Below are 25,903 nucleotides of genomic sequence, written 5' to 3'. Positions count from 1 at the left end.
TACCGCTTATGACCAATAAGTGGTTGTAAGCGGGTAACTAACCTGCTACTTGAAATAGCTACAAAAAAGGAGCGATTAATGAATAAGACTCTATCTGTGTTTATCATCTTACTAGTAGGTTGTTCTATGCTGCTTTGTTCATGTACTCAAAAGAAGGGTTATCGTGGTGGGGTGCGTGGATCACAAACCGGTGTGCGTAATGTCGAAGACATTGACAGAGCTCATCGATATCTCAACGAAGATGATGACCAGCAAAGAAAAGAACAATACTTAGAACAACAAAAACAACAAGAAGATTCTTACGGTTATTAATCCCAAAAAGCAAAAGCAACACTTTTAGTTTGCTTTTGCTTTTTTTTATCCCCTCATTTTCCTATCTGTAAATACTCCGCAAATAATTCATCGTATTTTTTTGCACATTTCTGCGCCTCTACGCGAAGTTCCCGAATAAACTTGCGTTCGCGACGATCTACCTTTTCATCTGCTGTGATAATTTCATGGATCTTTTTTGCTTTTTTGGCAGTGATGTTACCGTCTTTTAGCATATATTTTTTCAATGATTTAAAGAAAAATTGTTCAAATTTTTGATGTTTAGTTTTTGCCGTGTTGCGCAGGTAAATCAAAAATTCTAGCTCTTCGTTATCAATAACGCTATCTTCTAAAATAATCTCTTTGACTAAACGCGTTTCGCGGGCATCAATCTCACGATCTACTAAAATCAGCCTAGTTGCTAACTCTTTCCAATTAGCCATTTTATGAGCCTTTCTAAACATACATATCGGTTACTCTAATTACTATGCTGTCATCCCTGGCTTGACCAGGGATCCAGGCGTTTACAAATCGACTTTATATTGTGGATTCCTGCGCAAGCACATGGCAGTCAAGCTAAGACATAAAGTACTACAAATAAAAGAATTACATTTTTTCTCTAAAACTAAAAAACTACCTTACCAGTGTCATCCCTGACTTGATCAGGGATCCAGGCGCATACAATTTAACTTTGTTTTGTGGATTCCTGGTCAAGCCAGGAATGACACGGTTTTGTAAGTCTTTATTGAGAAATATTTTACATCTTAGCTTGACAGGTATGTGCGCAAGCAGGAATGACACCCCGGGTCAAAATCTACCCTTGATAGCCCCTGTGGGGGAGTAATCGGCGAAGCCGATTGAGGGGACACCAAATGGAATTTTTAACTAGTAATCAGGTAGGTTTTCATTATTTCAAGATAATAAAAACAACTTTCATTATCAAGAGTTTATTGTTTTTTGGTGGTGATCTTTTATAATTTATAACATCTCGAAAATCATTTTCATTTTGTTTTGGGTGTGTCCGAAATATATGCACGCTCACATTTGAGGGAATTATTATGTATCAACTCACTCCAACTTTTCGTTTTGGTATTATTGTTGGGATTACTTTTGCCCTATACACCGTTGTCGGAAGATTTGCCTGGGAAATCAAAGGGCATATTTCCGTGATGTCACATATTTCCAGTTTTTACATCAACTACAGCTCTAGCGGTTTTTCTGCGTATCTGTGGGGAAGCTTGTGGGCGTTTATCGACGGTTTTATCATTGGAGTTTTGTGGTCGTGGCTGCGTACCCAACTACCATATTCAAATTAAATGGCAATTTGTGCATGTTTCGTTGTAATATATATAGAGCATGTAATTTTGTCGTGTCATAGGTGGATGTAAAACATTTATTTATAATAAGATAATGAAAATTATTATACGGTTTACTTGTTTTCTATCCTCGTGTATCGCAAAATTATATTGCGGGTGAAATTATTCTTGTGTACTTGATATTTGAAGTACTTTTGAATATTTTTGCTTGAAATGCGTCTATAAAATAAGGAGTTGTAATTTCCAGTACTTTATGTGTGCTTTCTCTCGAGATACAACGAAAAATAAAGCTCGCAAAACTACTCCCACTCCTTCCTCAAATTATGGTGATAAAGCTACTGCCAAGCCAGAAAGAAAGGGGGAAATATGGGGATGAAACCATTTTATAGACACTCTTTAGGGCTTCTGTTATGAAAAATGCCGTAAGCATTTTTTCATGGGTTGCCTCGCTACTTTTAGAAGGCATCAGCCCTGGGTGTTTAATCGCCGATAATATTGTCGATGGACTCAAGAAGTATGGTGAAAGTATTTCCAAAATAGCGGAAGCCATGCAGCGCTCCTGGAGCGAGTCCATTCGTACACTGAAAATTGCTTTGGGCGAAAATGAATTGCTTTCACCGAAGAGTCGTAAGCAATTAGCTGCAAAATTTGCACAGGAGGTGATTACTCCTTTTGCAGTAAAACACGGCTATACGGGTGAAAGGTTAGCAAGCTTTCGATCTAAAGTGTTGGAACAGTGCTGCGAACTAGAAAAAATTCGCGGCAAAATAATCGATTTTTCACAGTATAGTGAAGAAGAATTGCTTGAAAATCTAACGAGTGTAGACGGAGTTACCGCTTCGGGTGAAGAAATGGGTGAAGTGATTATTCACAACATTCAAAATGAACTTCCCCAAGCAAAAGAATTGATTCAGCTTTTGTGGTTCCGCAATTTGCTCATGGAAGGGTTAGTGGCACATTTTCATTTGGAAATCAGTTGTAATGCCAATCTATCCTCCATTGTTAGCCGTCTAGATCGTGAACGAATTCAAAAAGACTTACAAGATATCAAACAACAAATTAACAATTCGATGGAAAATCAAAATTTTTCGAATTTGAGTTTGTTAGGAGCTCAAGCAACCCGCCTGGCGACGATTGACCAAGTTTGTGATTTGCAAGAAAAATATCGCGAACTGTTGGGACCTGTGATGTACAAATTAGATGAATTGGCTCAAGATCATCGCGACATGAATGCAAAATTAGATATCATTTTGCGTACATTAACACAATTACAAGGTATACAACGCAACAAAGCACATAACTTAGAAAACGTACTGTTGCCAAATCGTTCTAGTTTTTCCGAATTACAGCTTATGGAAAACATCAATAGTCTCGTCGAATCGATCAAATGGGAAGCTTTGCCTGAGAACCATCGTATGCAGATTGTAAACTCTTTGTCGATGAATCTCTACGATTTGGACAAAATACCAAAGACTCTAGCGATTATTGAGAAGTTAGTTGCTAGAGATGTACGCGATGCACACGTTCATTTTATATACTTTCAGATGCTGCAGGAACGCGGCAAATACAAAAAAGCGGTAAAAGTTTATGAAGAAATGATCTCTATCAACAAAAACTTTGCGCTTTTCCCTAGCGAAAAATATAAAATGCTCGATATTATTGCCAAAGGACGAACTGGCTTTGTGTACAAAGTTTTACGGGCCGCAACCAACGATGTTGTTGCAATCAAAGTACTCAAACCAGAGTATGACTCGGAAAAGCGTCGCGAAAAGTTTTGGGATGCTGTTGCGGTGGCGAAACGTCTAGATCATCCACATATTGTCAAGATTTATGACATGTCACTAAAAGATGCACGTCATTCTTGGGTGGCAATGGAGTATCTAGAAGGTTCAAACTTGCAGCAAAAAGTACAAAATAGCAAACTGACATTCGAAGAAAATCTTCGTATCGCTTACCAATTAGGAGAGGCGATAGATTATGCTCATAAAGAGGGCATTATACATGGAGATCTGAAACCGACAAACTTTTTCAGCATCAATGATGAAATGATTAAGATTGTTGACTTCGGATTAGCGGACTGGAAAAGCAACGTTTTACTGGCAAATGAGTTCTATTCGTCTGTTTACTATTCAGCGCCTGAAAAGTTGATGGATTCTGAAAAAGTGACGGTCTATAGCGATGTGTACTCGTTTGGCAAAACTTTGTACTACTTGTTTACAGGAGATGAACCCTACGATATGGAGTGGGAACACGTACCGATAAAGGTACGAAAAATTTTGCGTAAAGCTACGCGTAAACTACCAGAAAAGCGTTACTCTTCAATAGAAGATGTTTTGATAGACTTAAAAAAAATACACGAGCAAAGTTTCACTGAAGACGAAATGGCTGAGTCTGACGTTTTTCCGATATTTTACGTACGCAACAAAGCAATTAGTTTGATCCCACAGTGTGTTTTGGAGCACCTTCCTGTCGGGTATAAAATTGTAAATGAGGAAATTATTTCCCTTATCGACAATGCACCAATGGTCTATATTCCCAAAGGAATTTTTGTGATGGGAGACAATTCCATTGATGCCGACTTGGAAGAGGTTCTCGAACACAAAGTGTATCTAGATGCCTATCTAATCGATAAATATCCTGTAACAAACGCTCGTTATAAGCAATTTTTAAACGCTATTGGACAAAATCCGCAAACAAATATTGTTATGGACAGCGCCAAAAAGCTGCACGTTCCACAGTTTTGGTATCATCCAAAATGGAACGATCCTGAACAGCCGGTTGTCGGAGTTGATTGGCACGACGCACAAGCATATTGTAGTTGGTCTCAAAAATCTTTGCCAACGGAAGCTGAATGGGAAAAAGCAGCACGGGGAACCGATTGTCGTCACTACCCTTGGGGGAACGAACTTCCCGACCTTACACGATGCAATTATAACTGTAATGTTGGTCAGACCTCAGCAGTGAACGAGTATGGTGACAATAGTTCTCCTTACGGTTGTTATGACATGAGTGGCAATGTTTGGGAATGGTGCCAAGATTGGTATGATGCGCATTACTACAACAAAAGTCCACTTACAAATCCTCAAGGGCCACAAGGCGGCAAGTTTAAAATTGCTCGCGGTGGTTCATGGCAACAAAGAGCTCGAAAAGTAAGAGTGACAACACGTGGATACATTTCTGCAAAAGAACGCCGAAATCAAATAGGCTTTCGCACTGTAAAAAGAATTTGCAAGAAAATATCTGGAAAATCATAGAGCGTTTTACTATTTGCAAAGAAAATGATACAATGTAGGCGTACTATATACGCCCTGTTTTAATTGTATTTTTGTATACTCCAAATGGGCATCTTTAGGTGCCCATTTTTTTTTGTCAAGGTAAACAAAATTGGATTCTTTTATTTTAGGCTGCCCTTGCGGACATAAAATCAAAGTAAACGTAAAAGAACAACGCAAGGAAATTCGCTGCCAGAATTGTAAGAGATACATCAAAGTTCCCCAATCTCCGAAATTGATGACCACACAAACTCTTTTTTCCAAAAAAAACGACCAGATGATTGGCAAAGTTTTGGCAAAAAGATTCAAGATCGAGTCCTATGTTGCCGATGGTGCAATGGGTAAAGTATACCGTGGAACAGATTTGATATTGAAAAAAGCTGTGGCGATTAAAATTTTAAAACTGGATTCTTTTCCTAGCGAAATGCGCGAACGTTATGAAAAACGTTTTATCAATGAAGCACGCATTGGCTTAGAATTACTTCATCCGAATATAGTTCCCGTACGCAGTGTTCATAAGACCAAACAGGGAACAATATTTTTTGTTATGGACTTTTGCGCGGGACAAAGTTTGCGCAACATCCTAATACAAAAAAAACGCTTGCCTATTACCGAAACTTTTATTATCGCAAAACAAATCTTAGCCGCTTTGCAAGTAGCGCACGATAAGGGAATTGCACATCGCGACATAAAACCCGGTAATATCATGATTGAATACACAAATGGTGGTATAAAGGTGAAGATACTCGATTTTGGAGTGGCGAAGATTTTTTCCGAAGTGAGTGGCCTTGAGCAACAAACTCTGACAAAGACCGGTTATATTATTGGTACTACTAGGTATATGGCACCAGAACAAATTCTAAATAAAAATGTGGGCGGACACACCGATTTATATGCCGTAGGGGCTTTGATGTACCATATGATTTGTGGGGCAACACCTTTTGGTGGAACGAGACAAAAAGTGTTAAAATCCATTTTACGCGCAACACCAATATCACTTAAAAAGTTGTGTGCGACGCATTTGAAAAAAGATGATGTTCCACACATTGTCGATGCGATCATTTCTAAGGCTTTAGAAAAAGATCCGTCAAGGCGTTTTAAAGATGCACGAACCTTTATACAAGCTTTAGACTACGAAAATAAAAGCAATGCGTGGCAATACTCTCTCATTACCCAAGTACAGCTGCACCGATTTTTCGGTAAGTTAGATAAAAAAGCACGTGTTGTTTTGCCGCTGTTCTTACTCATCCTGGCAGTATTCATTACATACTTTGTTTTCATTTCTCCTTCTTATGAGAAAGAGTTTCTCATACGAGAAGCGCGCCATATGCTCTCTGCCGAAAAATACTCTTCGGCATTAGAATTTACGACTTTAGCAGAAGAACTAGGCAACAACGACGAAATTAGAGAGCTCAAAAAACAAATTCTTTTAGAGGCTTTTGCCCAGAGTATACGTAAACAAAAATACAAAGAAGCGCAATACTATATTTACGTTTTGCAACAGGATAGTCTAATGTTTAAAGAGATTGCGCATCTTGTTGAAGAGGAATCACATGTAGCGCAGGTGGAAAAATTGATGGAAAGCAAGTCTTTCTCTGAGGCACTTAAATCTCTAGAAGAAACATCAAAAAATGATGATTGGTTACGCCAAGAGAGAGTTCGTTGGCTGAAAGATAAACTACAAAAAAAAGAGGATGAGAAATGAAAAAGTGGTGGTTTTCTGTTGTTTTGGGAATTGTGTACATCGCGGTTTTCCACGCATGGATGTTTTGTGAAACAAAATTCCAAGTACAATCAATCGGAGTAGGGGTATTTTGCGTATTACTTATTGTAAGTATCTATTTTTACAAGAAATACTTTTTAAATATGTGGGATTATTTTGTACACGCATCTATTATTTTCGATATTCTCTTAGAAGGTGTTCTCATTTACCCGCACGATAATTATTATTTTTATGGTTGTTTTGCCGCGTTTGCAGTTGTTTTAGTTGGGCTAAGATGGTACTACAAACGCGCAGAAACAAAAGAGCTAGGAAGTGTTTCTTCTGAGGCGGTTGTTCATTAGAATTTTGCGGTCACGGTCAGGGTCACGGTGACGATTACGTTTACGGTTACGACTGGGGTGCAAGGCAATTTTATTCGACGGGTTTAGCTATTAAAGGGGTGGTTATGAAGACATGTCCTTGTTGTGGGCGAACTTACAATGACCATATTTCGTTTTGTCCTTCCGATGGAACAAAACTAGAGAAAAAAGTGCGCCAGTCTTCTCCGGGGGTTTTTCCGGGACAAATCTTAAAAGACAAATATGAAATCAAAGAATCGATCAATTCTGAAGGTAAATGGTTCGTGTACCGTGGCCTTGAAATTGCTACTTCACGTGAGGTTGCTATCAAAATTTCACGTCGACCTGTTTCCAATGATGACAATTTTCGCGTGTTAGAAAAGTCTCTACGCGAGGCACAAAAAATTTCACATCCAGGCTGGGTTAAGATCTTAGATATGGGACGCAACAAAGACGACTTTGCTTTTATTGTCTCTGAGTATATTGAAGGGGAAAGTCTGTGTAAAATAATAAAAGATGTTCCCAAAGTTTCGATGAAATTAGCCTACTCTATTATAAAACAAACGTTAGATATTCTGAGTGTCGCACACGAAAGAGAACTTCTGCATCAGGGTTTACAGCCTTCGAAAATTATCTTAGTAAAAAATGGAGACTCCAAATCCTTTGTGAAAATTTTAGGGTTGGGCGAGAATAACTACACAAAAGAATATGATACAAATATCAATGGTGATATGGCGACACCACGGCAAGGGAATAATTACACAGCTCCCGAAGTGTTCTTTGCCAAAGCATTGGATGGAACATGCGACATTTACTCTGTAGGTGTTTGCTTTTACGAACTGATCACTCGCGTACTACCTTTTCCCGCGGGAATACTGATTCACCAAAAATCAAACAGTCGTTTTCCCGAAGCGCCGCCAATGAAAAAAGTGCGTCCAGGATTAAAAATTTCAAAAAAACTTGAAAGAGCTATTATCAAAGCGATACAATGGAACCCACTAAAAAGACATAGAAGTGCTAAATCCTTTTTGCGGGCCGTGGAAGCTTCTGAAAAGTCTCATGTTGTTTCTGCCATTGTCTTTACCATAATTTTTGCTACGGGCATACTCATATTTCTCCGTCCACACTTTTTCAATTATCTCGATCGCAATTACCGTTATGTAAAAATTGATGTGGAAGCAAATAAGACAAATAACAAAGAAAAACGCGATGAAAAGAAACCGACACCACAGGAAATTTTTCAAAACAAGTTGGAATATGTATTGCAAAATCGCAAAAAAGAAACCAGTGATGAACATATGGTGGAAATTAGCGCTGGTGAAGTAAACATTGGTAATGAAAATGGATTCTTTGATGAAAAACCAGTAAAAAAATACTATACAAAAGCCTTTTTGATCGATGATCACGAAGTTACCAATAAAGAGTATAATACTTTTTTAGAAGATACTGGTTTTGAAGCACCTACACACTGGGAAGGGCGTTATCCTAAGGATAAAGCAAATTATCCGGTTGTCGGAGTAAGTTGGTATGATGCCGCTCTTTATGCCGCTTGGGCAGGCAAGCGTTTACCTAGTGAAGTAGAGTGGGAAAAGGCTGCGCGTTTTCCCGATCAACTGGGACGCAAAAATGTACAATGGTCATGGGGAGAGAAGTTTGATCAAAAACATGCCAACGTTGGGGAAAAGCTATTACCAGTTGACTATAATTCGTTACGCAAGACCCCAAAAAACATCTTTGATATGAGTGGTAACGTGTGGGAGTGGACAGATTCATGGTACGATCCTTCGATAAAAAAAGATAAGGTGATTCGCGGAGGAAGTTTTAACGTAAAACCTAGAAATACCACCATAAGTTACCGAGAAGGATTTTTTCTAAATTTTTCGAGAAATGATATTGGATTTCGTTGTGTAAAAGATAAGGAGTAGCTTGTGCGCTTATTGTTTATAGTTGTTGCAGTGCTTGTTATAATAGGCTGTGATTCTAATTCGCCGGAAGTAGAAGCACTTAGAAAAAGTATAGAACAGGTAAAAGTTGATACGAAGGCTATGGCGAAAGATACCGAAGATTTGCAAAAGGAGTTGCGTGAAACTTGGAAAAACAGTCTTTTGTATCGCTTTCCTAACATCCGTCAAATTGCTTGGGGACGTGAAATGCAAAATGACATCCCAGGTCTTGACTATTTATCTACCATTAATTTTATTTCGAACAAAAAGCGTCAGATAAAACTCATTTTTAACTATAAAACTGATAAAGATAAAGTGCGGCCACATTTCTACATTTACATTTTTGATTCCCGAGGAATTAATATTCATAGACAAGAAGTGATATTCAAGGCTTTTTGGAATCACTATCTAAAAAAGGATAACCTTACCCCTCAGGAAGTAAAACTGAAGTTGCCTGTGACTAAATCAACACCTACGTATTTTCTGTTAAAGGAAATTTCTTCATGATTACTCGCGGATTTTTGATACTATTGTTAGTCTGTGCTATTATAGGATGCGAAACAGAACACGAGCGCAAGAGAAGACTTCGCAAAGAAGAAGATCGCGTCAAATTAGAGTTTAAAAAACAAGACAACGAATACAAACGCTACGAAGAACAACAACAGCATATGCTGTACTCCACAGCGAAAGAACGTTTTGCGTATCTGTACGACTTAAAAAAATATAACGGAAAACGTTTGAGCCATTATGACTATATAAAAAATGTTCAGCTTATCGAAGAGTCGAAAAATAAATATAAAGCTGTTGTCAAAATGTATTCGACAGAAACAATCAAAATAAATTTTTATTTGTTCTTACATGACGATAAAGGTCTTCTCGTAGGTCAGTATCGTTATTACAATAGAATACCTATGATGGGACGCCTAAAGAAATTACAGACTACAGAGAAAGAGTTTACCATAAAAACAGATGGAACACCCAGTTACTTTCGCATAGCTTTGGTATACAAATAGAGTTGGGAGACACCTATGGACGATGAAAAATGGCGCGAAAAACTAACCCCGGAGCAATATCACATTCTACGTGAAAAAGGAACCGAGCGTCCATTTGCCAATAAATATTACAATCATAAGGAAAAGGGCGTATACAAATGTGCCGCGTGTGATATCGATCTTTTCGATTCCGAAACCAAGTATGACTCCGGTTCTGGTTGGCCAAGTTTTTGGCAGTGTATTTCCAAAGACAATGTAGCGGTAAAAAAAGATTATTCTATTGCCTACATGCCGCGTGTCGAAGTACTGTGTAATCAGTGTCAGTCGCACTTAGGCCACGTCTTCGAAGATGGCCCAGAACCCACAGGACTACGCTATTGTATTAACTCTGCGGCCTTGAATTTTGAAGGTGAATAACGATAAAAGTTCTAAAGTAGTTTCACTGGTTTTTGAATAGACTATTTACTAATGAATTGTAATTTTCATAGTGTTTTTGGATATCAAATTTTTGCAAATGGATATCTTGTACAGCGGGGTTATTGGGATGCATAGCGAAGTTTTTTACCATTGCGTCGTATAGTGCTCGTGTACTTTTTTTTTCAAAAATAGAAACGTTACTTTCCAAAACTTCGGGGATTCCTCCTGCATTTGATGCAATAATAGGAGTGTGTGCACACATTGCTTCAAGAAGTACAAGGCCAAATCCTTCGGAGGTGGATGGTAGTATAAGTGTATCAAATGCCCGCATATATCTATATGCATTTGAAATATAACCTTTGAGAAAAATGTTGTTTTGTAAATTATGCTTTTGTATGTACTTCTCAATTTTATGTTGTATACTTTTTCTTCCATCTCCGACAATGCATAACTTGGTTTGTGGGTGTGTTACACAAAACTGGTGAAATGCTGGAATGAGATATTCATATCCTTTTTGGGTTGACATGCGCCCAACCATACCATAAACAAAATCACTTGCGTCTAATTTTAGTTTTTCCCGTGCTTGTAATCGCGAAAATTGTTTAGCGCGCATCGCTTTAATATTTACTGCATTATAAATGACGTAACATCTTTCTTTTGGTAGTTTATTCGCGACAATATAGTTTTTTACTGCTTGAGATACACACACAAAGTGGAAGTCTTGTGTATGTGTATGTAAAAATCGTCTTTTAAAAAAAGATATGTTGTTTAACCCATGAAAAACACCAATTTTTAATATAGGTAGATCTTTTGCTGCTTGCGCTAAAATATTTATTGCACGATAGCGGTGAGCGATAACTACATTGAATTTTTCACGTTGTAAATATTGTTTTACCGTGGTAATCACATTCGGTTTTTTTAATTGGTTTTTATCAAAATAAAATCTATGGGTAGGAGTACTACCTATTTTTTTAGCATCTTCTTTTAAGAAGGCCTCATGAGTTTCATACGTGTTTGGGAAAGACTTTGCTGTTTCGCGAAAGATAGAAAAATCGTGAGAAAGATCTTTTATATGTAAAATTAAAATTTTCATTAAAATATTGTTATTGTAATGGATTTTGTAAGATTGTAAATTAAAGATTAGTATAGTGATAAACTTTGTTTAGTACAACGTAAAACATAACTTTTATTCGATTAATATGCTAAACCAACATGAAAAATCATCATCTACTATGGTAATATACTTACGCTTGTTAGGTTATATCAAACCGCAGATAACACTAGTTATTTTTACTATTGTTCTTTCTTTTTTTATATCCACCCTACACTTTGCTTCTCTTGCTATTTTTAAGCCTATTGGTGATTGTTTGTTTGCTCAAGACCTCTCTGTGAGTGAACAGTTACTAGCTTTAGGCAGTATAGGTGAAAAAATAGTTTATATCCTTGGTGAAGATTTCGTAAATGATCGTTACAACGTAGTTTACGTTAGTGTTTGTTTCATGGCAATCGTTATTGTACTAAAAAATATGTTGCGTTTTACACATGACTACGTAAGTAACTATATCGCTAACACCACGCTGATTAGCATTGTCGATGACACTTTTGATAAAATTATTCATGCGAATATGGTGTTCTTCAATAAAAAAAGTAGTGCACATGCTATCAATTTACTTCATCGACAAATTGCGGCTCTTTCTATTGGAATTCGTTTAATTTTCGGTAAAGTCCAACGAGAACCGTTGAAGATTCTGGTATCACTTGCAATTTGTTTTTCCATTAGTTGGTCTCTCAGTTTATTCATATTCGCGATGATGCCAGTGGTGATGTTTGTCGTTTACTACTTTGGCAAGAAAATACGCGAAAAGTTGCAGGAAAATATTCAAGAAGATGGTGTACTTTTAAGTATTTTTCAAGATATTTTTCATGGAGTATATACCTTAAAGACTTTTTCCATGGAAAGTTTTTTTCACAATAAATTACAATGCAAACAACGCGAGTTGTTGCACAAACGCATGCAATTGGCAAAGTATGATTTTAGTACGGGGCCTGTGGTTGAAGTTCTGGTATCTATTTCTGGCATATTGGTGCTTTTAGTGTCTGCACGTATGGTTTTGAAAAAACAAATGACTCCAGGGGATTTCTTTATGTTTTATGCTGCTGTTGCAGTAATGGTTGACCCTATTCGCAAATTAGCAGGAATTCACAATAAAATTGTACGTTGTACAACCATTGGGCAAAAAGTTTTCGCTTTACAGGATGAAGCTGTTTATCATTCCGAGAAAAACGATGGCAAATACATTTTTAGTTTCCAAGACAAAATAGAGTTCGATAAAGTATCTTTTGCTTATAAAAGGGAAATAGTGCTAAAGAGGGTATCTTTTGAGGTTACTAAAGGCGAAAAAGTAGGTGTTTTTGGCTATAACGGCTCTGGGAAAAGCACGATGGGCAAAATATTGTTGAAGTTTTTTGTTCCTCGCCGTGGTGAAGTTCGTGTTGATGGCAAAAGTTTACAGGAGTACGATACGGAAAGTTTGCGGCAAAAAATAAGTGTAGTAAGCCAAAAATCGCATTTGTTTCACTTATCGTTGTGGGATAATATTTGCTGTGGAAAATCGAAAGACGAAAAGGCCGTACAAAGTATCGCCCGTAGTATCGCGGCACTAGATTTTATTTTGGAAAGTGGTTTTGACGCTGTATACGGCAAAGATATTGAGTTTTCAGGTGGGCAAGAGCAACTCCTTACGATCGTTAGGGGACTTACCAAGGCAAGTGATATTATCATCTTAGACGAAGCTACCGCATCTCTCGACAAAGAAAATGAAAAACAAACACGAGAATACATCAAAGATTATTGCAAAGAAAAAACACTATTTATCATTTCTCATAAAGAGTCTACTTTAGATTATGTTGATAAAATTATAGTGTTCAATAAGGGAGAAGTTGAGTGCTGGGGAACAAAAGATTTTGTTTTGCAAAATAGTCAGGTTTTGCGTAACCTATTTCAAGATAATAAGAAGCAGAATAATGTTTAAAAAGATAATGAACAAAAAGCTCTATTTCGAAATAGAAACCATACGAAATAGCGGTTTATTTGACATGAATTATTACCAAATGATGTACCCTGAAATTGCACCAGAGAAACTTATTGAGCACTATTTGCAATATGGTGACAAACAGCAAAGAAACCCAAATCAGCAGTTTGATAAGAAACATTATATCGAAACCTATCCTGAAGTGTCGCAATATGAGTATCATCCTTTTGTACACTATATCCTCATAGGACAACAACATAATTACTCTACTAAATCGGAGCAAACCAAGTTACTACAAACCGAACAATACTACGAGTACTCCCCTATCTATTTTTCACCGCAACAACAACCATGTGTAACCATTATAGTGCCTGTGTACAATAGTTGGCATCACAACTATAATTGTTTGCGCTACATATGGGAAAATTGTAAAAATGTATCTTACGAAGTTATTGTTGCTGATGATTGTTCGAGTGACCAAACCAAGGAAATAGAAAAACATGTACATGGAATTACTTATCTGCGCAACGCGCAAAATCTCGGTTTTTTACGCAACTGCAATAATGCAACAAAGCATGCGCGAGGCAAATATATTTTTCTATTAAATAGCGATGCGCTTATACAACCACAGGCACTTCAGTGCATGCTTGAAACATTAGAAAATGATGAAAAAGTAGGAATATGTGGTGCCAAGTTAGTGATGGAAAACGGAAGTATACAAATTATCGGCGGATTTTTTCGCAGCAATAAGTTACAACGTATTGGTGAAGGTTTCAGTTTTTGCGACGAGAAGTTTTGCCACAAAATAGAAAAATTGCATTTTGTCACTGGAGCAGCATTTGTGATTCGCGCAGAGTTATGGCGCGAACTCGGAGGATTTGATGAACGCTATGTCCCTGCATATTATGAGGACAATGATCTGTGTCTCGAAGTTTGTAAGAGAGGATATCAAGTTGTATGTAACTATAATGCGGTGGTTGTCCATTTACACAGTATTTCTTACAATAAAGTCAGAAATGTAAAAAAAATACGCTATAAAAGTCGTAAAAAGTTTTATCAGAAATGGCAAGATGTAAATTTCAATGTCGTTTGCTAAAAAATAGTGTGAGACCGTATTTTGATATGCAAGCGGACGAAATAAAGATGTAATGCTGTAGCGCATCGTATTGAGATGGTGAATTTAAACGTGGATTGTGAACATAAAATGAAAACGTTATTGTTACACATAGGATCTCCCAAAACTGGTACATCTGCGATTCAAGTTTTTTTGGCGCAGCATCATCACACTCTCAAAAAGATGGGGATTTTTTATCCAGGAGCGAAGGAAAAATTTTTTATCTCAGCACAACAAGGAAAAATATCTAGCGGCAATGGTTTTTTTCTTGCAAAATACTTTCGTAATCCAAATGAAAAAAAATACGTCCAGGCGTATCAGGATTTTTGCAACTTGCTATCTTCAAAAAATCAATACACTATTTTGTACTCTTCTGAGGCCTTTTGGAGTTTAAAGCGTGTACACTTCGAAAAAATATATGAACTATGTAAAAACAAAGGTTATGAAGTGAAAATTATATTATTTTTGCGTGGTCAAAAGGAAATGTTACTTTCGTTATACGCGCAAGAAGTCAAAGCTAGGTCCTTGACTGTAGATATTTACCATTACTATAAAAAATATTCACGCACACTTGACTACGAAGCGAAGCTAAGAGTACTACGCAAAGTTTTTGGTTTGCACAATTTAAACATCTTGAAATATACAACCCACCGTTTACTAGAGGATTTTTTAGATGCTTTAGGTATGGAAAATAAACATAAAAGCCGCTTTGATGTATCTCTACAAAAAGTAAATCCAACACCTGACGCGAATGAATTGGAGTTTTTGCGTACGATAAATCAGCTAGAAAATTCAGACCGTAGTTTCTCCGATCGATTGCTATATACACAAATCCATAACGACACAACCACAACCTTATCATTGCCCAACGACTTGGCAGTTGAAATGGACAAACGATTTGCAAAAATGAACGAAAGTCTTGCGCAAAAATATAAAATTGTCATTGGTAATTCGCGTAACATGAACATAGGCAAGAGTGTAAATGATAATGAAAAAATGTCACCTTTTGATGAAATTTCTGCACGTATGATTTATTCTCTACATAAAGATACTGAGTCATATAAAAAACAAATTGAGAGACTACAAAAAAAATATAATTATATGGTCGGGATATTGGCGGCTTTCTGCTTACTGTTATGTTACCTACTTTATGTTCATATGGTTTGACGTAAAACATTTTGAGTATGTGTATGCAAAAAATAGTCTTAGTCTTTGTTGACAGCGAGTTAGATTTAAGTACGATATTACAGCAGTTCCGTAAGAAGTACACCGTAAAAATTATCTCCGGGAAACAATGGGGAAAAATACAAATCGCCAAGATTTTATTGCTAAGTGGTTATGTTGCAGGTGTGGTAACTACGAGTATTAAGTTTTTAGGCATAGCAAAGTTCGCTAAACGCTACAGTTCTGCTGCTGTTATTTCGCTTGTTTTTTCTCCTCTGGTTGGAAGAAAATCATTGATTCATGAGTTTGTTGGTGTTAGCGACTACATATTGACAAACTCTCAACAGTGGATAGATAATCTAGGCATTTATGGTAAGCGCTTCGTTATTGACCAAAGAAATGTAAATACTTTACAACTATTAGAAATAGAAAGACCCTCTCAAGGTCTAAAAGATATTTCTTCCCACTTTTCTATTTCAAAGAAAAAAGCATTTGCCTATCAATATTTTTGGTGGAAACAGCACTACAAACCTTGCGATGGAGGCAACTATTTCTTGTTTCTCGATGCACAAAGCCAAAAAATCTGCATTGATGATAACCCAATACACAAAATGATCGAAACGAAAACTCTACCATATAAAGTAAACTATATTTCTTCATGTAAATGTAAACATAAAATTTCGGTCGCTTTGCAAATCCACATGTACTATCCTGAGTTTGCAGCAGAGTTGTGTCATTATTTAAAACAAGTCAAGTATGGAATAGATGTATTTATTTCGACTACAGCTAAAGATAATATTTCATTGATACAGGACAGCTTCAAAGACTATCGCGGCGGAAATGTACATGTTGAAATGGTCGAAAATCGAGGGCGTAATATTTCCGCCTTTATCTCTATGGCAAAAAAATATAAGAGCTATGAATACATTGGACATGTCCATACAAAAAAATCAAAAGATTTAACGCAAAGGTCCTCTGATGCTTGGCGAAATTTTTTGTTTCGGCACTTGCTTTCGCCAGGTGCGTTTCATACGATTCTTAATCTTTTTGTACAGAATAAAAAGTTGGGGCTTCTTTTTCCTGAAGATCCTAGATTGCCAGGATGGTCATCACAAAAAAATATGGATTTAGCACGGCAAGTCATGGCAAAAATAGACCCCAGTTTTGATTTGCCGCGACACATAGAGTTTCCGATAGGGGCTATGTTTTGGGCAAAATGTGAAGCGTTGCAACCACTATTTGATTTGCAATTACAACCACAATATTTTCCTCAAGAGCCCATTGGAATCGATGGTACATTGGCTCATGCTATTGAACGTCTGTTTCCATGCATATGCGAAAGTGCAGGATTTAGATGGGGAACGATCAAGGTCTCTAATGTAAACATGCCAAAGTTACGTCGTAAAAGGAAAAAAATATATGAAACGTAAAAAGAAATTTTTGTTTTATGCGTGTAAAAAAATGTTTTTCCAAAATAGTCTCATAGGCAGTATGATGTTATCATACAAGCTCTTATAAAGAGTTTTGGGAACTCACGACAATTAATTTTTTTGAGAATAAAATGGAATTATATTTACACATTGGCCTTCATAAAACCGGCAGCTCTGCTATACAAACATTCCTCACTAGAAATCGTTTAAAACTTTTCGAGCATGGGTGGTTATATCCTGATATTGCTCTTCATGGAAATGCTCATCATTTTCTAGCTGCGCCCTACAGAGAAAAAAGTCATCAGCCAAGAAATTGGGATGGTAGAAAAAGACTATTCGATTTGAAGAAATTGATGGCGAAGTGTCCACGCAAAAAAGTGTTGTTGTCTAGCGAATTTTTTTGTGGTATTCAAAATGTTGAACTTTTAAAAAACGATCTTCAAAAAATTGGTTTTACCTCAATAAAAATTATCATTTACTTGCGTAGACAAGATGAAGTTCTTGAATCTAGCTATAATCAAGTCATCAAGGTGCAAAACGACATACATAAATTCAGAGTTCATTTTCAAAAAATGAACTGGCTTTTATTTTTGAAAAAATGGGAAGAGCAATTTAGTCCTGAAAACTTAATTGTTCGGACATACCAAAAACAAAATATTGTCGATAGTTTTTTAAAAATAATTGATCTACAAGATATCGAATGGCAAAAAGAACAAGAACAGGTAAATGTGAGCCTTGACTTGGATTTGTTAGAAGTAAAGCGTCTGGCAAATGTCGCGGGTTACCCTCTAAAACCGCCTTTATTAAATAAAATTAACACTGTCTTTAGCTCATACCCAAAAGAAAAGCTACTATCAATAGAACAAAGAAACGAAATCATAAATCATTTTTCAGCATCGAACAAACAAGTCGCGCAAAATTATTTACAGCGTGAAAATTTATTTGATGAAGAATTCTCTGAAGAAAATTATCAGGTATTTGAAGAATTAAAGTTAGAAAAAGTTGTCCTAATTTTACTAAGAATACTACAAGATTCCGAAAGAGCTGGAAGAAAGAGATTAAATAATAGAATAAAGAAAGGTAATAGATTGTTACTATTATGTGGTATTGTAATCTTTTTACAAGCAGTAGCTATTAGTTATTTGTTCATTAAGGTAGGTTTATGATAAATATCAATATTCCGCGATTTTGTATCGTATCCTTTAAACCAGTATTAAAGATATCTGGGAATTTCTCTCAAGAAATGTACAACAAAAATATGGAAATCAAAGTAAAGTTGGCTAAGCAAACGATACACTGCAATATTTCTCGACAAACAGTTGACTTGTATAGTTTTAGCGCGAGAGTAAATTTACGCAAAAAAATCTCCTTACTAAAAATCAGGTTAGATACAGGTCAAGGCAAAAGTTTGACGGTACGAAGGGTTATTGTTATTCATTTGGGGAAATCTTATTTACTGCAAAATAGAGATCTGTATGCGAAACATAAAAAGAATGTTCTTGTCGTTTGCCATGAGATTTCACTCACTGGAGCACCTATTATTGGGAAAAATATAGCTCGTGAATTAAGCAAAGACTACAACATATTTTTATGGGCTGACGTTGTGAAAGATTACGGCTTGGTAGCCGATTTCGCCAAATATTGTTGCGAAGTTCTCATAGGATTTCATCATTTTCAGCGCATTGTGAAAGAATTACCGAAGTTGGAGTTTGCAATACTCAATAGTTTATTAACAGGCACAGTTACTCCGCATGTAAAAAAAATCTGCCCTAAAGTCATTGCTCTTATTCACGAATTTCCTTACTTTTGTCCACAACAGATGGTTTGCCACATTAAAGATGATGCAGATGTGGTCGTTTTTCCAAGTACACAAGTTAAAAACTCCTACAATAATCTTGCACAAAAGAAAACATTTCTCTTATCTCAAGGATTCATGGGGTTTGAAGATAACTCTGATTTCGATCCAAGCTATTTGCAAATTTTTGAGGATAAAAAAGTAGTATTATCTTGTGGAACAATTTGCAGCCGTAAAGGTTACGATATTTTTCTACAAACAGCAAAGAAATACCAAAGTATGTACAAAGAAGATGATGTTGCATTTGTATGGATTGGTAAAAAAGATTTACATGATGGTGAATACAACCTATGGCAAGAAGTATACAGAGAACTAGTTGATATAAATAACATTTACATGGTGCCTGAACAAAAAAATCTAGAAAGTTTCTTTAGCAAAGCAAGCGTTTTTTATATGTGCTCCAGGTTGGACCCTTGTCCGAACGTTGTTATTGAAGCGATGTATTACAAAACTCCCATAGTCTTGTTTGACAAAGGCTGTGGCTGCGTTGATTTTTTTACTTCCGTTCCTCAAGGGGCAAAAATAGTGCCATTTTTGGATGTAAGTATAGCGGCACAGGAAATACATTCATTATTGCAAGATCCAAAACTCTGTCAAAACATTGGAGAGGCGAATCGAGAATATGTCATTGAAAACTTGAATTTTCGTAATTATGTGCAAAATTTAAAATCTATCGCCAACAACAATGAATAAATATCATATTATCAATCTACTTGTTTTTCACTCGGAATTTTCGACGCTGTTCTATCAATTGTAAATTTAGAGTATTTAACCACATGGCGATTTGGTTTGGATCTGTTGAGTACTCGGCAGGTCTTTTGTTCACTAAGTTCATTAACCAAAGAATGGATTCTTTGTCAAAATGGAAGAGATCTGATTCGCTATCAACACAACCAACAAGTCCATCTGTATTTTTCAAAGGCGAAAATGGGTAATTTAATCTACTATTTGCCCATTTAATATCCTCGTGATTACTTTTTATAATAGGGGCTATCACTTTTTTTGAAAAAGATAAACTAGGTCCTTTGAGTTCTCTCAGTTTTTGAACTAGTAGCCAGTGACGTTTTTTTATCAGATGATTGGGAACCAATACAGGTCCTAGTTTTCTATACGTGTATAAAAATTGAACCGCTCTAAAAGAGAGTGATTTATTGTTCTGTTTAATTGTTAAGTGACGAGGTTTTATCCCCAATCGAAACAAAAAATCTATTACAGCACATCCATCAATTAATTTATCTTTATCATACAACCAATAATCAACATTCTCACGATCGAAAACTTCCTCAAATTTGCTTAGAGTTTTTTGATAATTTGGGTATGGCAAATTTTGGAAAAAACTAACTTCATGCATATCTTTTAAAACTTGTTGAAACTCACTTTCTATACAACTTTTAGGATCTCGCAAGTATCCTACCGCTTCTACTTTAAAACCATGAGTTAAGCACATTGCATTAAATTCAGATAGTTCGTCTTGAGCTAAACGAAATAACCCCTCTCCAGAAATGATAAGGTTTTTCTTTTTACAGCTTTCGAGTACTGTTTTTAGTAATACCCGATTCCTGGCTTTTTCTTGTAAAAATTCACTTTCTGATATATCCTTATTTATATGCCTTTGAGATCTTTTTTTTTGAAAAGCAAATTGAATAGCGAAAGAGTGATTTGGTTTTCCAAGATCTGCATATTCCCAATTAGGACCAAGATCTCCTGTAGTTAAAGCTTGTTGAATGGATGTACTACCAGTTTTCCGCATTCCAAAGTGTAACACCAAACGTTTCATTTATAGATTCTTTCCACATTCATTTTCCACAAGCTTTTGGTATAAAATATGCATCCACGCCGCAATTTTTCTTATGTCTCCACAGTATTCACTGCGGGATTTATCGATCAATTTGCCTAACCAATGAAGAGATTCTTCATCAAATTTGAAGAGATCTAATTCACTATTGATACAACCAGGTAATGTATCAGTATTTTTGCAAGGTGGAAACGGGTAGTCAAGTCGACTATTGGCCCATGTAATATCTTCTTTATTGTTTTCAAGAATAGGATCTATGATCTCTTTCGAAAAAGACAACTTAACTCCCTTTAGTTCTCTTAATTTTCCGATTAGCTTTTTGCGACCTTTTTGTATCCAAATATCTGGAGCTAAAGCCGGTCCTAATTTTCTATACGTATACAAAAAACGTACAGCTCGCAGAGATAGCGATTTATTAGTGTATTTAACAGTTAATTGATCAGATTTGATACCTAACCGAAAAAGCAAATCTTTCACAACACAGACAAATTTATTTCTATCATACAGCCAGTAAGAAACGTTTTCTCTACCAAAAACCTTCTCAAAATGTATCAATTTTTGTTTATAATCTGGATATGGTAGATTTTCCCAAGAAACGACATGATGCACGCCTTTCAAGACTTGCTGGAATTGACTCTCTATAAGACTTTTCGGTTCTCGTAAGTATCCAACTATTTGTGTTTGAAAGCCATAATTCAGGCACATTTTATTGAATTCGGATAACTCATCTTGGGTTAAGCGAAATATTCCTTCGCCAGATACGATGATATTCTTTTTTTTACAGCTTTCCAATGTTGACTTTAGCAACGACCTACTTTTGGCCTTTTTTTGTAAAAATTTACTTTCTGATATATCATTATTTATATGCCTTTGAGATCTTTTTTTTTGGAAAGCAAACTGAATAACAAAGGAGTGATTTGGCCTTCCAAGATCTGCATATTCCCAATTAGAACCAAGGTCCGATTTGTATAAAGTCTGCTGTATTGATGTGCTACCTGTCTTGTTCATCCCAAAGTGCAAAACCATACGTTTCATGTTGCAATCTCCATAGTGATTCTTCTTCGATTGACTTAGGGGCTGTCATCAATTAAAGAATATTTCCTTTACTGTGTCATCCCGCACTTGATGCGGGATCCACGCTTTTTAAGAGAAAAACAATAAAAGAAAAAAATTCTAATGTAAAAAGAAAGTCTTACTTTTATTGGGTTTTACAAGTTTATTTGTGGATTCCTGGTCAAGCCAGGAATGACACTAGGTGTATATTTTTTCTAAATTTGGTGCGTTTAGCTAATTGATGACACGCCTACTTCATAAATAAGAATCGAGGTGTTTAGGGGGAATTCTTTATGAGTTTCTCATGTAGAGTATGCACCCACGTGGCAATTTGATGTGGATCACCGCAATAATCAGAGGGCGACTTGTCAATCAATTTAGCTAACCAACGAATAGATTTTTGATCAAAGTCGAAAAGGTCTGACTCACTCCCCACGCAACCTGGAAGCCCATCGGTATTTTGGGGAAAGGGAAAAGAATTTTCTAATTTACTGTTGGCCCACGCGATATCTTCCCAGTTGCTTTCAATGATAGGATCTATTATCTCTTTTGAAAGCGATAACTTGGGCCCTTCAAGTTCACGAAGTTTGTTAAATAGCAAATTGTTATGTTGTTGGACGAGTTTTCCAGGGATTAGGGCTGGTCCTAGTTTTCTATAAGTGTATAAAAAACGAAATGTATAAATCGACATCGCTTTGTTACTTTGTTTAGTCGTAATTTGTCGAGGTTTAACACCTAATCGAGAAAGAAAATCTTTTACAACGCATCTATCGATAAACCTATCTTTGTCATATAACCAGTAGGAAACGTTTTTATTACCAAAAACTTCCTCAAACTGAGTTAAGGTTTTTCTGTAATTTGGGTATGGTAAATGCTCAAAAAAAGCAAGTTCATGTAGTGATTTAAATCCTTGCTGGAACGAGCTTTCAATATATCCCTTAGGTTCTCGTAAGTATCCAACTGTTGTGGTGTGAAACCCTAAAGACAAGCATGTTTCTTTTAGATTGAATAACTCATCTTTGGTTAAACGGCATGTTCCTTCTCCAGACATAATGACATTTTCTTTTTGGCAGGCTTTCAATGCTGATTCAAATAGAGATCTATTCTTTGCTTTCTTCCGTAAAAATTCGCATTGCGATATATTCAAAATTTTCTGGCGGCGGCATAATTTTTTTTGAAAAATAGAACGAATAATGCCTGAGTGGTTTGGTATTCCAAGATCTAAGTATTCCCAATTAGGGCCTAGGTCTGATTTATATAAGGATTGTTGTATAGCCGTACTACCTGTTTTGTGCATTCCAAAATGCAATACTAGTTGTTTCATTTTCTGCTTTACTTAAGATTCACAATTTTAAAATACAGCACTATATTTTATACTGTAACTCATTCACCGACAATTGTCAAATCGACTTTCCTGTGGCGTTATTAAGACGTATCGACAAAACTAGAATTTGCTTCCGATATAAAATTTTGCTATTTTAAAAATAGAGAATCAATAGAGCTACAAGCCAGAAATTACAGTGTTGTATTGAAACGGATTAAATCAATGATTGTAATACCAATGGCGGGTACCAGCAGCCGCTTTCGCCAAGCTGGATATGAGAAACCAAAATACATGTTACAGGCAAAAAATAAATCTTTGTTTGCCCATGCTATTTCCAGTTTTTCTAACTACTATGCATCAGAAAAATTTTTGTTTATATGTAGAGATACCTATAACTGTGAAAACTTTATTCGCGCAGAACTAAACAGCATTGGCTTAAACGCGACCAACTTAAAGATTTGTATTCTAAATTCTGAAACGTCTGGTCAAGCCGAGACGGTAGCTATTGGGCTAAAAAAAACAACTGTTGCTACTTCGGAACCAATAACAATTTTTAATATAGATACCATGCGTCCGAATTACAAGTTTCCAAAAGAGTTCCGCCAGAAAAATGTAGATGGATATATCGAAGTTTTTTGTGGAAGTGGTCATCATTGGTCATTTGTGAAACCAGTTGACAAAAGCGCTTCTATTGGCAAAGCAATTTATGTTACCGAAAAAAATAGAATATCTGACTTCTGTAGTACAGGTCTATATTATTTTAAATCCGTTGCCTTTTATCTTGATCTTTACTCCACCATTGAAAATGTAAATCCAACACATTTACAAGGAGGCGAAAGATATGTCGCTCCCTTATACAATACTGCTATTTCTAGTGGAGCGAATATTTACTATAAATTAATCCCAAAAGATGATGTAATATTTTTCGGGACACCAGAAGAATATGTATCATTTACCAATTCTTAAACATTACGTTCCCAATTCTGATCAGAAATGAAAGGTACTTTATCGCCAAAATGGACACTATTCCTAACTTTCTTAAACAAGCAGAATGGGTTATACAGAGCGCATCTGACAATCACCATGCCCCCCATGCGTTAACAGATAAAATTTCGCCTCAAGCGATGAAGGCTTGGGAATTAATTAGACCAGCCATTCAGGAATATGATTGTGGCCGCTTTGATGTAGCAGATGAATTATTTAAACAGGCTCTTACTCAGTCACCAGAAAATATTTGGACACATCGAGGAATCAATACTTATTCCCCTCATCTTTTAAAAGTCAAACCATCTCTTATAAAGCCAGTATCACAAGACTATCGTATTGCAATTGTCATCCCTGGAGAACTAAGGTGCTTTGAAAGCACTGTTGAATTCTTGCAAACACTTGCAAAATACGCTGATGTCTTTATTTGTACTACCAATAACTATTTAGAACAAGCAAATAATCTTACGAAACGCACAGTTATTGTAAACCCAGAGCCACGCTTTGAAAAAAATAGCTTACACCAATGGCATAAACTTGCATTAGTGTTAGAACAGGTCGCAAAATATGAACAATCCATACAAAAGAGATATACTCATATTTTGAAGTTACGTACAGACTTCTTTCACATCAGTCCTGATTCTATTCTGGAAGATGTTATTTTATCTAAAGGTATTATTTGTGCTTCTGACAAAGTATTCGGTGGTAGTCGCGATTTAATGTTCTTGTTTCACAATTTTTTTACACTATGTCGGTCTGTTTTTGCAGGAAATCAGAATAAGTATTGGCCTATCAATTTGCAGCAAATCTTAAAGTCAGATTTAAGTGCCAAATGGTATGGAATGAAATTCCCATACTCTTTGATGGAAAAAATGCCCTCTGTTGAGGCAACATATGATTACCTGCAATGTAATAGAGACAAACTTCTTATAGATTTTTCACAGTACAACCAATCGCATTTATTCAGTGAATGTTCTGGGAAATCCCACTGGAGCCACTTTAAAGGTCATCAATTCTTTGCTTCAGAGATCAGCTTTGCAAAGTTTTTAAATTTCAATGGTGTTCCAGCAAATCTTTCAAATAGTCTGAGAGGTTTTCTGATATCTAATCGGCATAAACAATAAAGGGAAAGAAGATTGAATGAACCAATCGCAGAACAAAAATGCACAAAGTACTTCTTTAACTAGAATCGCACGTTGTACACAGAAAAATTGTGGTTGTCTGAAGAATAGTTTTGTTTGGATTTCCCACGAACGAAAAATAATTTGGTTTGAAGTCCCTAAAGTTGCCAGTCGTTCGATGAAGTCAGCATGGGGAATTTTGGGACCTGGGCGAGAAAAAAATTCAGGGTTCGTTAATCTCCATAAAATGCCTTTGGAGGTAGCTTCGGAATATTCAAACTATTTTAAATTTGCTCTGATTCGAAACCCATGGGATAAAATGGTCTCAAATTGGTTCATGTTTTGCAAAAGCAACATTCCCCGTCGAATGCAACAAATAGAGGACTTGTTTGGAATGCCCCCCGGTAATATAGATTTTCCAACATTCCTTCAGCATGCTATTGTCCATCGCAATCATCACTGGGAACAATGCGTTAATTTTTTACCGATCGACAACCAAAACAAATTGCTCTTAGATTTGATTGGTCAACTAGACGACATTGAAACATGTATTTCAACTATGAAACACAAATTTGGTATCGAGTTACAACTACCACGAGAAAATACGACCAACCATAGTCATTACTCTAACTATTACGATACCGAATCAATTGACATAGTGCGAACGATGTTTCCTAGAGATATTGCAGTATTTAACTTTACATTTCAATTTCATAGATAA

General features: G+C 36.2%; 23 protein-coding genes. 18 read left to right on the top strand and 5 right to left on the bottom strand.

What is annotated here, in order from left to right; translation table 11 throughout:
* Nucleotides 1-78 precede the first annotated feature (78 nt).
* On the top strand, nt 79-312 hold the full coding sequence (locus tag UABAM_RS29235) for a hypothetical protein (RefSeq protein ID WP_151971528.1): 234 nt from the start codon (nt 79-81) through the stop codon (nt 310-312).
* A 53-nt stretch (nt 313-365) separates the two neighbouring features.
* On the opposite strand, the gene UABAM_RS29230 is transcribed toward UABAM_RS29235, so the two are convergent.
* A complete protein-coding gene (locus UABAM_RS29230; RefSeq protein ID WP_173013644.1) occupies nt 366-752 on the bottom strand; it encodes a hypothetical protein in 387 nt (128 codons plus the stop codon).
* Nucleotides 753-1,367: 615 nt separating this feature from the next.
* Here UABAM_RS29230 and UABAM_RS29225 point away from each other — a divergent pair.
* The 8 genes from UABAM_RS29225 to msrB all read left to right on the top strand — a co-directional run bounded on the left by UABAM_RS29225 (nt 1,368) and on the right by msrB (nt 10,310).
* Nucleotides 1,368-1,625 (top strand): hypothetical protein, encoded by a 258-nt coding sequence (locus UABAM_RS29225; protein WP_151971526.1) that lies wholly within the window; start codon nt 1,368-1,370, stop codon nt 1,623-1,625.
* A 410-nt stretch (nt 1,626-2,035) separates the two neighbouring features.
* Entirely contained in the window at nt 2,036-4,879 is a 2,844-nt protein-coding gene (locus tag UABAM_RS29220) for a bifunctional serine/threonine-protein kinase/formylglycine-generating enzyme family protein (RefSeq protein ID WP_151971525.1), read from the top strand.
* 130 nt (nt 4,880-5,009) lie between these two features.
* Nucleotides 5,010-6,602 carry a serine/threonine-protein kinase gene (locus tag UABAM_RS29215; RefSeq protein ID WP_151971524.1) on the top strand — a complete coding sequence of 531 codons (1,593 nt, stop codon included), beginning with the start codon at nt 5,010-5,012 and terminating at the stop codon, nt 6,600-6,602.
* Nucleotides 6,599-6,961: a hypothetical protein gene (locus UABAM_RS29210; protein WP_151971523.1), complete on the top strand. Its 363-nt coding sequence runs from the start codon at nt 6,599-6,601 to the stop codon at nt 6,959-6,961. The genes UABAM_RS29215 and UABAM_RS29210 overlap by 4 nt, the downstream gene beginning before the upstream one ends.
* Nucleotides 6,962-7,065: 104 nt before the next feature.
* Nucleotides 7,066-8,883 (top strand): bifunctional serine/threonine-protein kinase/formylglycine-generating enzyme family protein, encoded by a 1,818-nt coding sequence (locus tag UABAM_RS29205; protein ID WP_151971522.1) that lies wholly within the window; start codon nt 7,066-7,068, stop codon nt 8,881-8,883.
* Between the two features lie 3 nt (nt 8,884-8,886).
* Nucleotides 8,887-9,408 (top strand): hypothetical protein, encoded by a 522-nt coding sequence (locus UABAM_RS29200; RefSeq protein ID WP_151971521.1) that lies wholly within the window; start codon nt 8,887-8,889, stop codon nt 9,406-9,408.
* Nucleotides 9,405-9,914 (top strand): hypothetical protein, encoded by a 510-nt coding sequence (locus tag UABAM_RS29195; RefSeq protein WP_151971520.1) that lies wholly within the window; start codon nt 9,405-9,407, stop codon nt 9,912-9,914. The genes UABAM_RS29200 and UABAM_RS29195 overlap by 4 nt, the downstream gene beginning before the upstream one ends.
* A gap of 15 nt (nt 9,915-9,929) precedes the next feature.
* Nucleotides 9,930-10,310, top strand: coding sequence for a peptide-methionine (R)-S-oxide reductase MsrB (gene msrB / locus UABAM_RS29190; RefSeq protein ID WP_151971519.1), 381 nt, complete (start codon nt 9,930-9,932; stop codon nt 10,308-10,310).
* Between the two features lie 22 nt (nt 10,311-10,332).
* On the opposite strand, the gene UABAM_RS29185 is transcribed toward msrB, so the two are convergent.
* Nucleotides 10,333-11,403 carry a glycosyltransferase gene (locus UABAM_RS29185; RefSeq protein WP_151971518.1) on the bottom strand — a complete coding sequence of 357 codons (1,071 nt, stop codon included), beginning with the start codon at nt 11,401-11,403 and terminating at the stop codon, nt 10,333-10,335.
* Nucleotides 11,404-11,542: 139 nt separating this feature from the next.
* Here UABAM_RS29185 and UABAM_RS29180 point away from each other — a divergent pair, with 139 nt between their 5' ends.
* The 6 genes from UABAM_RS29180 to UABAM_RS29155 all read left to right on the top strand — a co-directional run bounded on the left by UABAM_RS29180 (nt 11,543) and on the right by UABAM_RS29155 (nt 19,598).
* On the top strand, nt 11,543-13,342 hold the full coding sequence (locus UABAM_RS29180) for an ABC transporter ATP-binding protein (protein WP_173013643.1): 1,800 nt from the start codon (nt 11,543-11,545) through the stop codon (nt 13,340-13,342).
* Entirely contained in the window at nt 13,335-14,438 is a 1,104-nt protein-coding gene (locus UABAM_RS29175; RefSeq protein WP_151971516.1) for a glycosyltransferase family 2 protein, read from the top strand. The genes UABAM_RS29180 and UABAM_RS29175 overlap by 8 nt, the downstream gene beginning before the upstream one ends.
* Before the next feature lie 108 nt (nt 14,439-14,546).
* A complete protein-coding gene (locus UABAM_RS29170; protein ID WP_151971515.1) occupies nt 14,547-15,623 on the top strand; it encodes a hypothetical protein in 1,077 nt (358 codons plus the stop codon).
* A 23-nt stretch (nt 15,624-15,646) separates the two neighbouring features.
* Nucleotides 15,647-17,050 carry a rhamnan synthesis F family protein gene (locus UABAM_RS29165; RefSeq protein ID WP_173013642.1) on the top strand — a complete coding sequence of 468 codons (1,404 nt, stop codon included), beginning with the start codon at nt 15,647-15,649 and terminating at the stop codon, nt 17,048-17,050.
* 131 nt (nt 17,051-17,181) lie between these two features.
* A complete protein-coding gene (locus UABAM_RS29160; RefSeq protein WP_151971513.1) occupies nt 17,182-18,216 on the top strand; it encodes a hypothetical protein in 1,035 nt (344 codons plus the stop codon).
* On the top strand, nt 18,213-19,598 hold the full coding sequence (locus tag UABAM_RS29155; RefSeq protein WP_151971512.1) for a glycosyltransferase family 4 protein: 1,386 nt from the start codon (nt 18,213-18,215) through the stop codon (nt 19,596-19,598). The genes UABAM_RS29160 and UABAM_RS29155 overlap by 4 nt, the downstream gene beginning before the upstream one ends.
* Before the next feature lie 16 nt (nt 19,599-19,614).
* On the opposite strand, the gene UABAM_RS29150 is transcribed toward UABAM_RS29155, so the two are convergent.
* The 3 genes from UABAM_RS29150 to UABAM_RS29140 form a co-directional block, all read right to left on the bottom strand.
* A complete protein-coding gene (locus tag UABAM_RS29150; RefSeq protein WP_151971511.1) occupies nt 19,615-20,682 on the bottom strand; it encodes a hypothetical protein in 1,068 nt (355 codons plus the stop codon).
* Nucleotides 20,683-21,735 (bottom strand): hypothetical protein, encoded by a 1,053-nt coding sequence (locus UABAM_RS29145; protein ID WP_151971510.1) that lies wholly within the window; start codon nt 21,733-21,735, stop codon nt 20,683-20,685.
* A gap of 295 nt (nt 21,736-22,030) precedes the next feature.
* Entirely contained in the window at nt 22,031-23,077 is a 1,047-nt protein-coding gene (locus UABAM_RS29140; protein ID WP_151971509.1) for a hypothetical protein, read from the bottom strand.
* Nucleotides 23,078-23,299: 222 nt separating this feature from the next.
* Between UABAM_RS29140 and UABAM_RS29135 the strand changes: the two genes are divergently transcribed.
* From UABAM_RS29135 to UABAM_RS29125, 3 genes are read left to right on the top strand one after another with little or no spacing between them, the layout of a single operon-like run.
* Nucleotides 23,300-24,043: a glycosyltransferase family 2 protein gene (locus tag UABAM_RS29135; protein ID WP_151971508.1), complete on the top strand. Its 744-nt coding sequence runs from the start codon at nt 23,300-23,302 to the stop codon at nt 24,041-24,043.
* A 50-nt stretch (nt 24,044-24,093) separates the two neighbouring features.
* Nucleotides 24,094-25,185 carry a hypothetical protein gene (locus tag UABAM_RS29130; protein WP_151971507.1) on the top strand — a complete coding sequence of 364 codons (1,092 nt, stop codon included), beginning with the start codon at nt 24,094-24,096 and terminating at the stop codon, nt 25,183-25,185.
* A 16-nt stretch (nt 25,186-25,201) separates the two neighbouring features.
* On the top strand, nt 25,202-25,903 hold the full coding sequence (locus UABAM_RS29125; RefSeq protein ID WP_151971506.1) for a sulfotransferase family 2 domain-containing protein: 702 nt from the start codon (nt 25,202-25,204) through the stop codon (nt 25,901-25,903).

Source organism: Candidatus Uabimicrobium amorphum (assembly GCF_009002475.1).
Lineage (GTDB): Bacteria > Planctomycetota > Uabimicrobiia > Uabimicrobiales > Uabimicrobiaceae > Uabimicrobium > Uabimicrobium amorphum.
The sequence above is the reverse complement of the archived record's forward strand: the minus strand, read 5'-3'. Positions and strand labels throughout refer to the sequence as shown.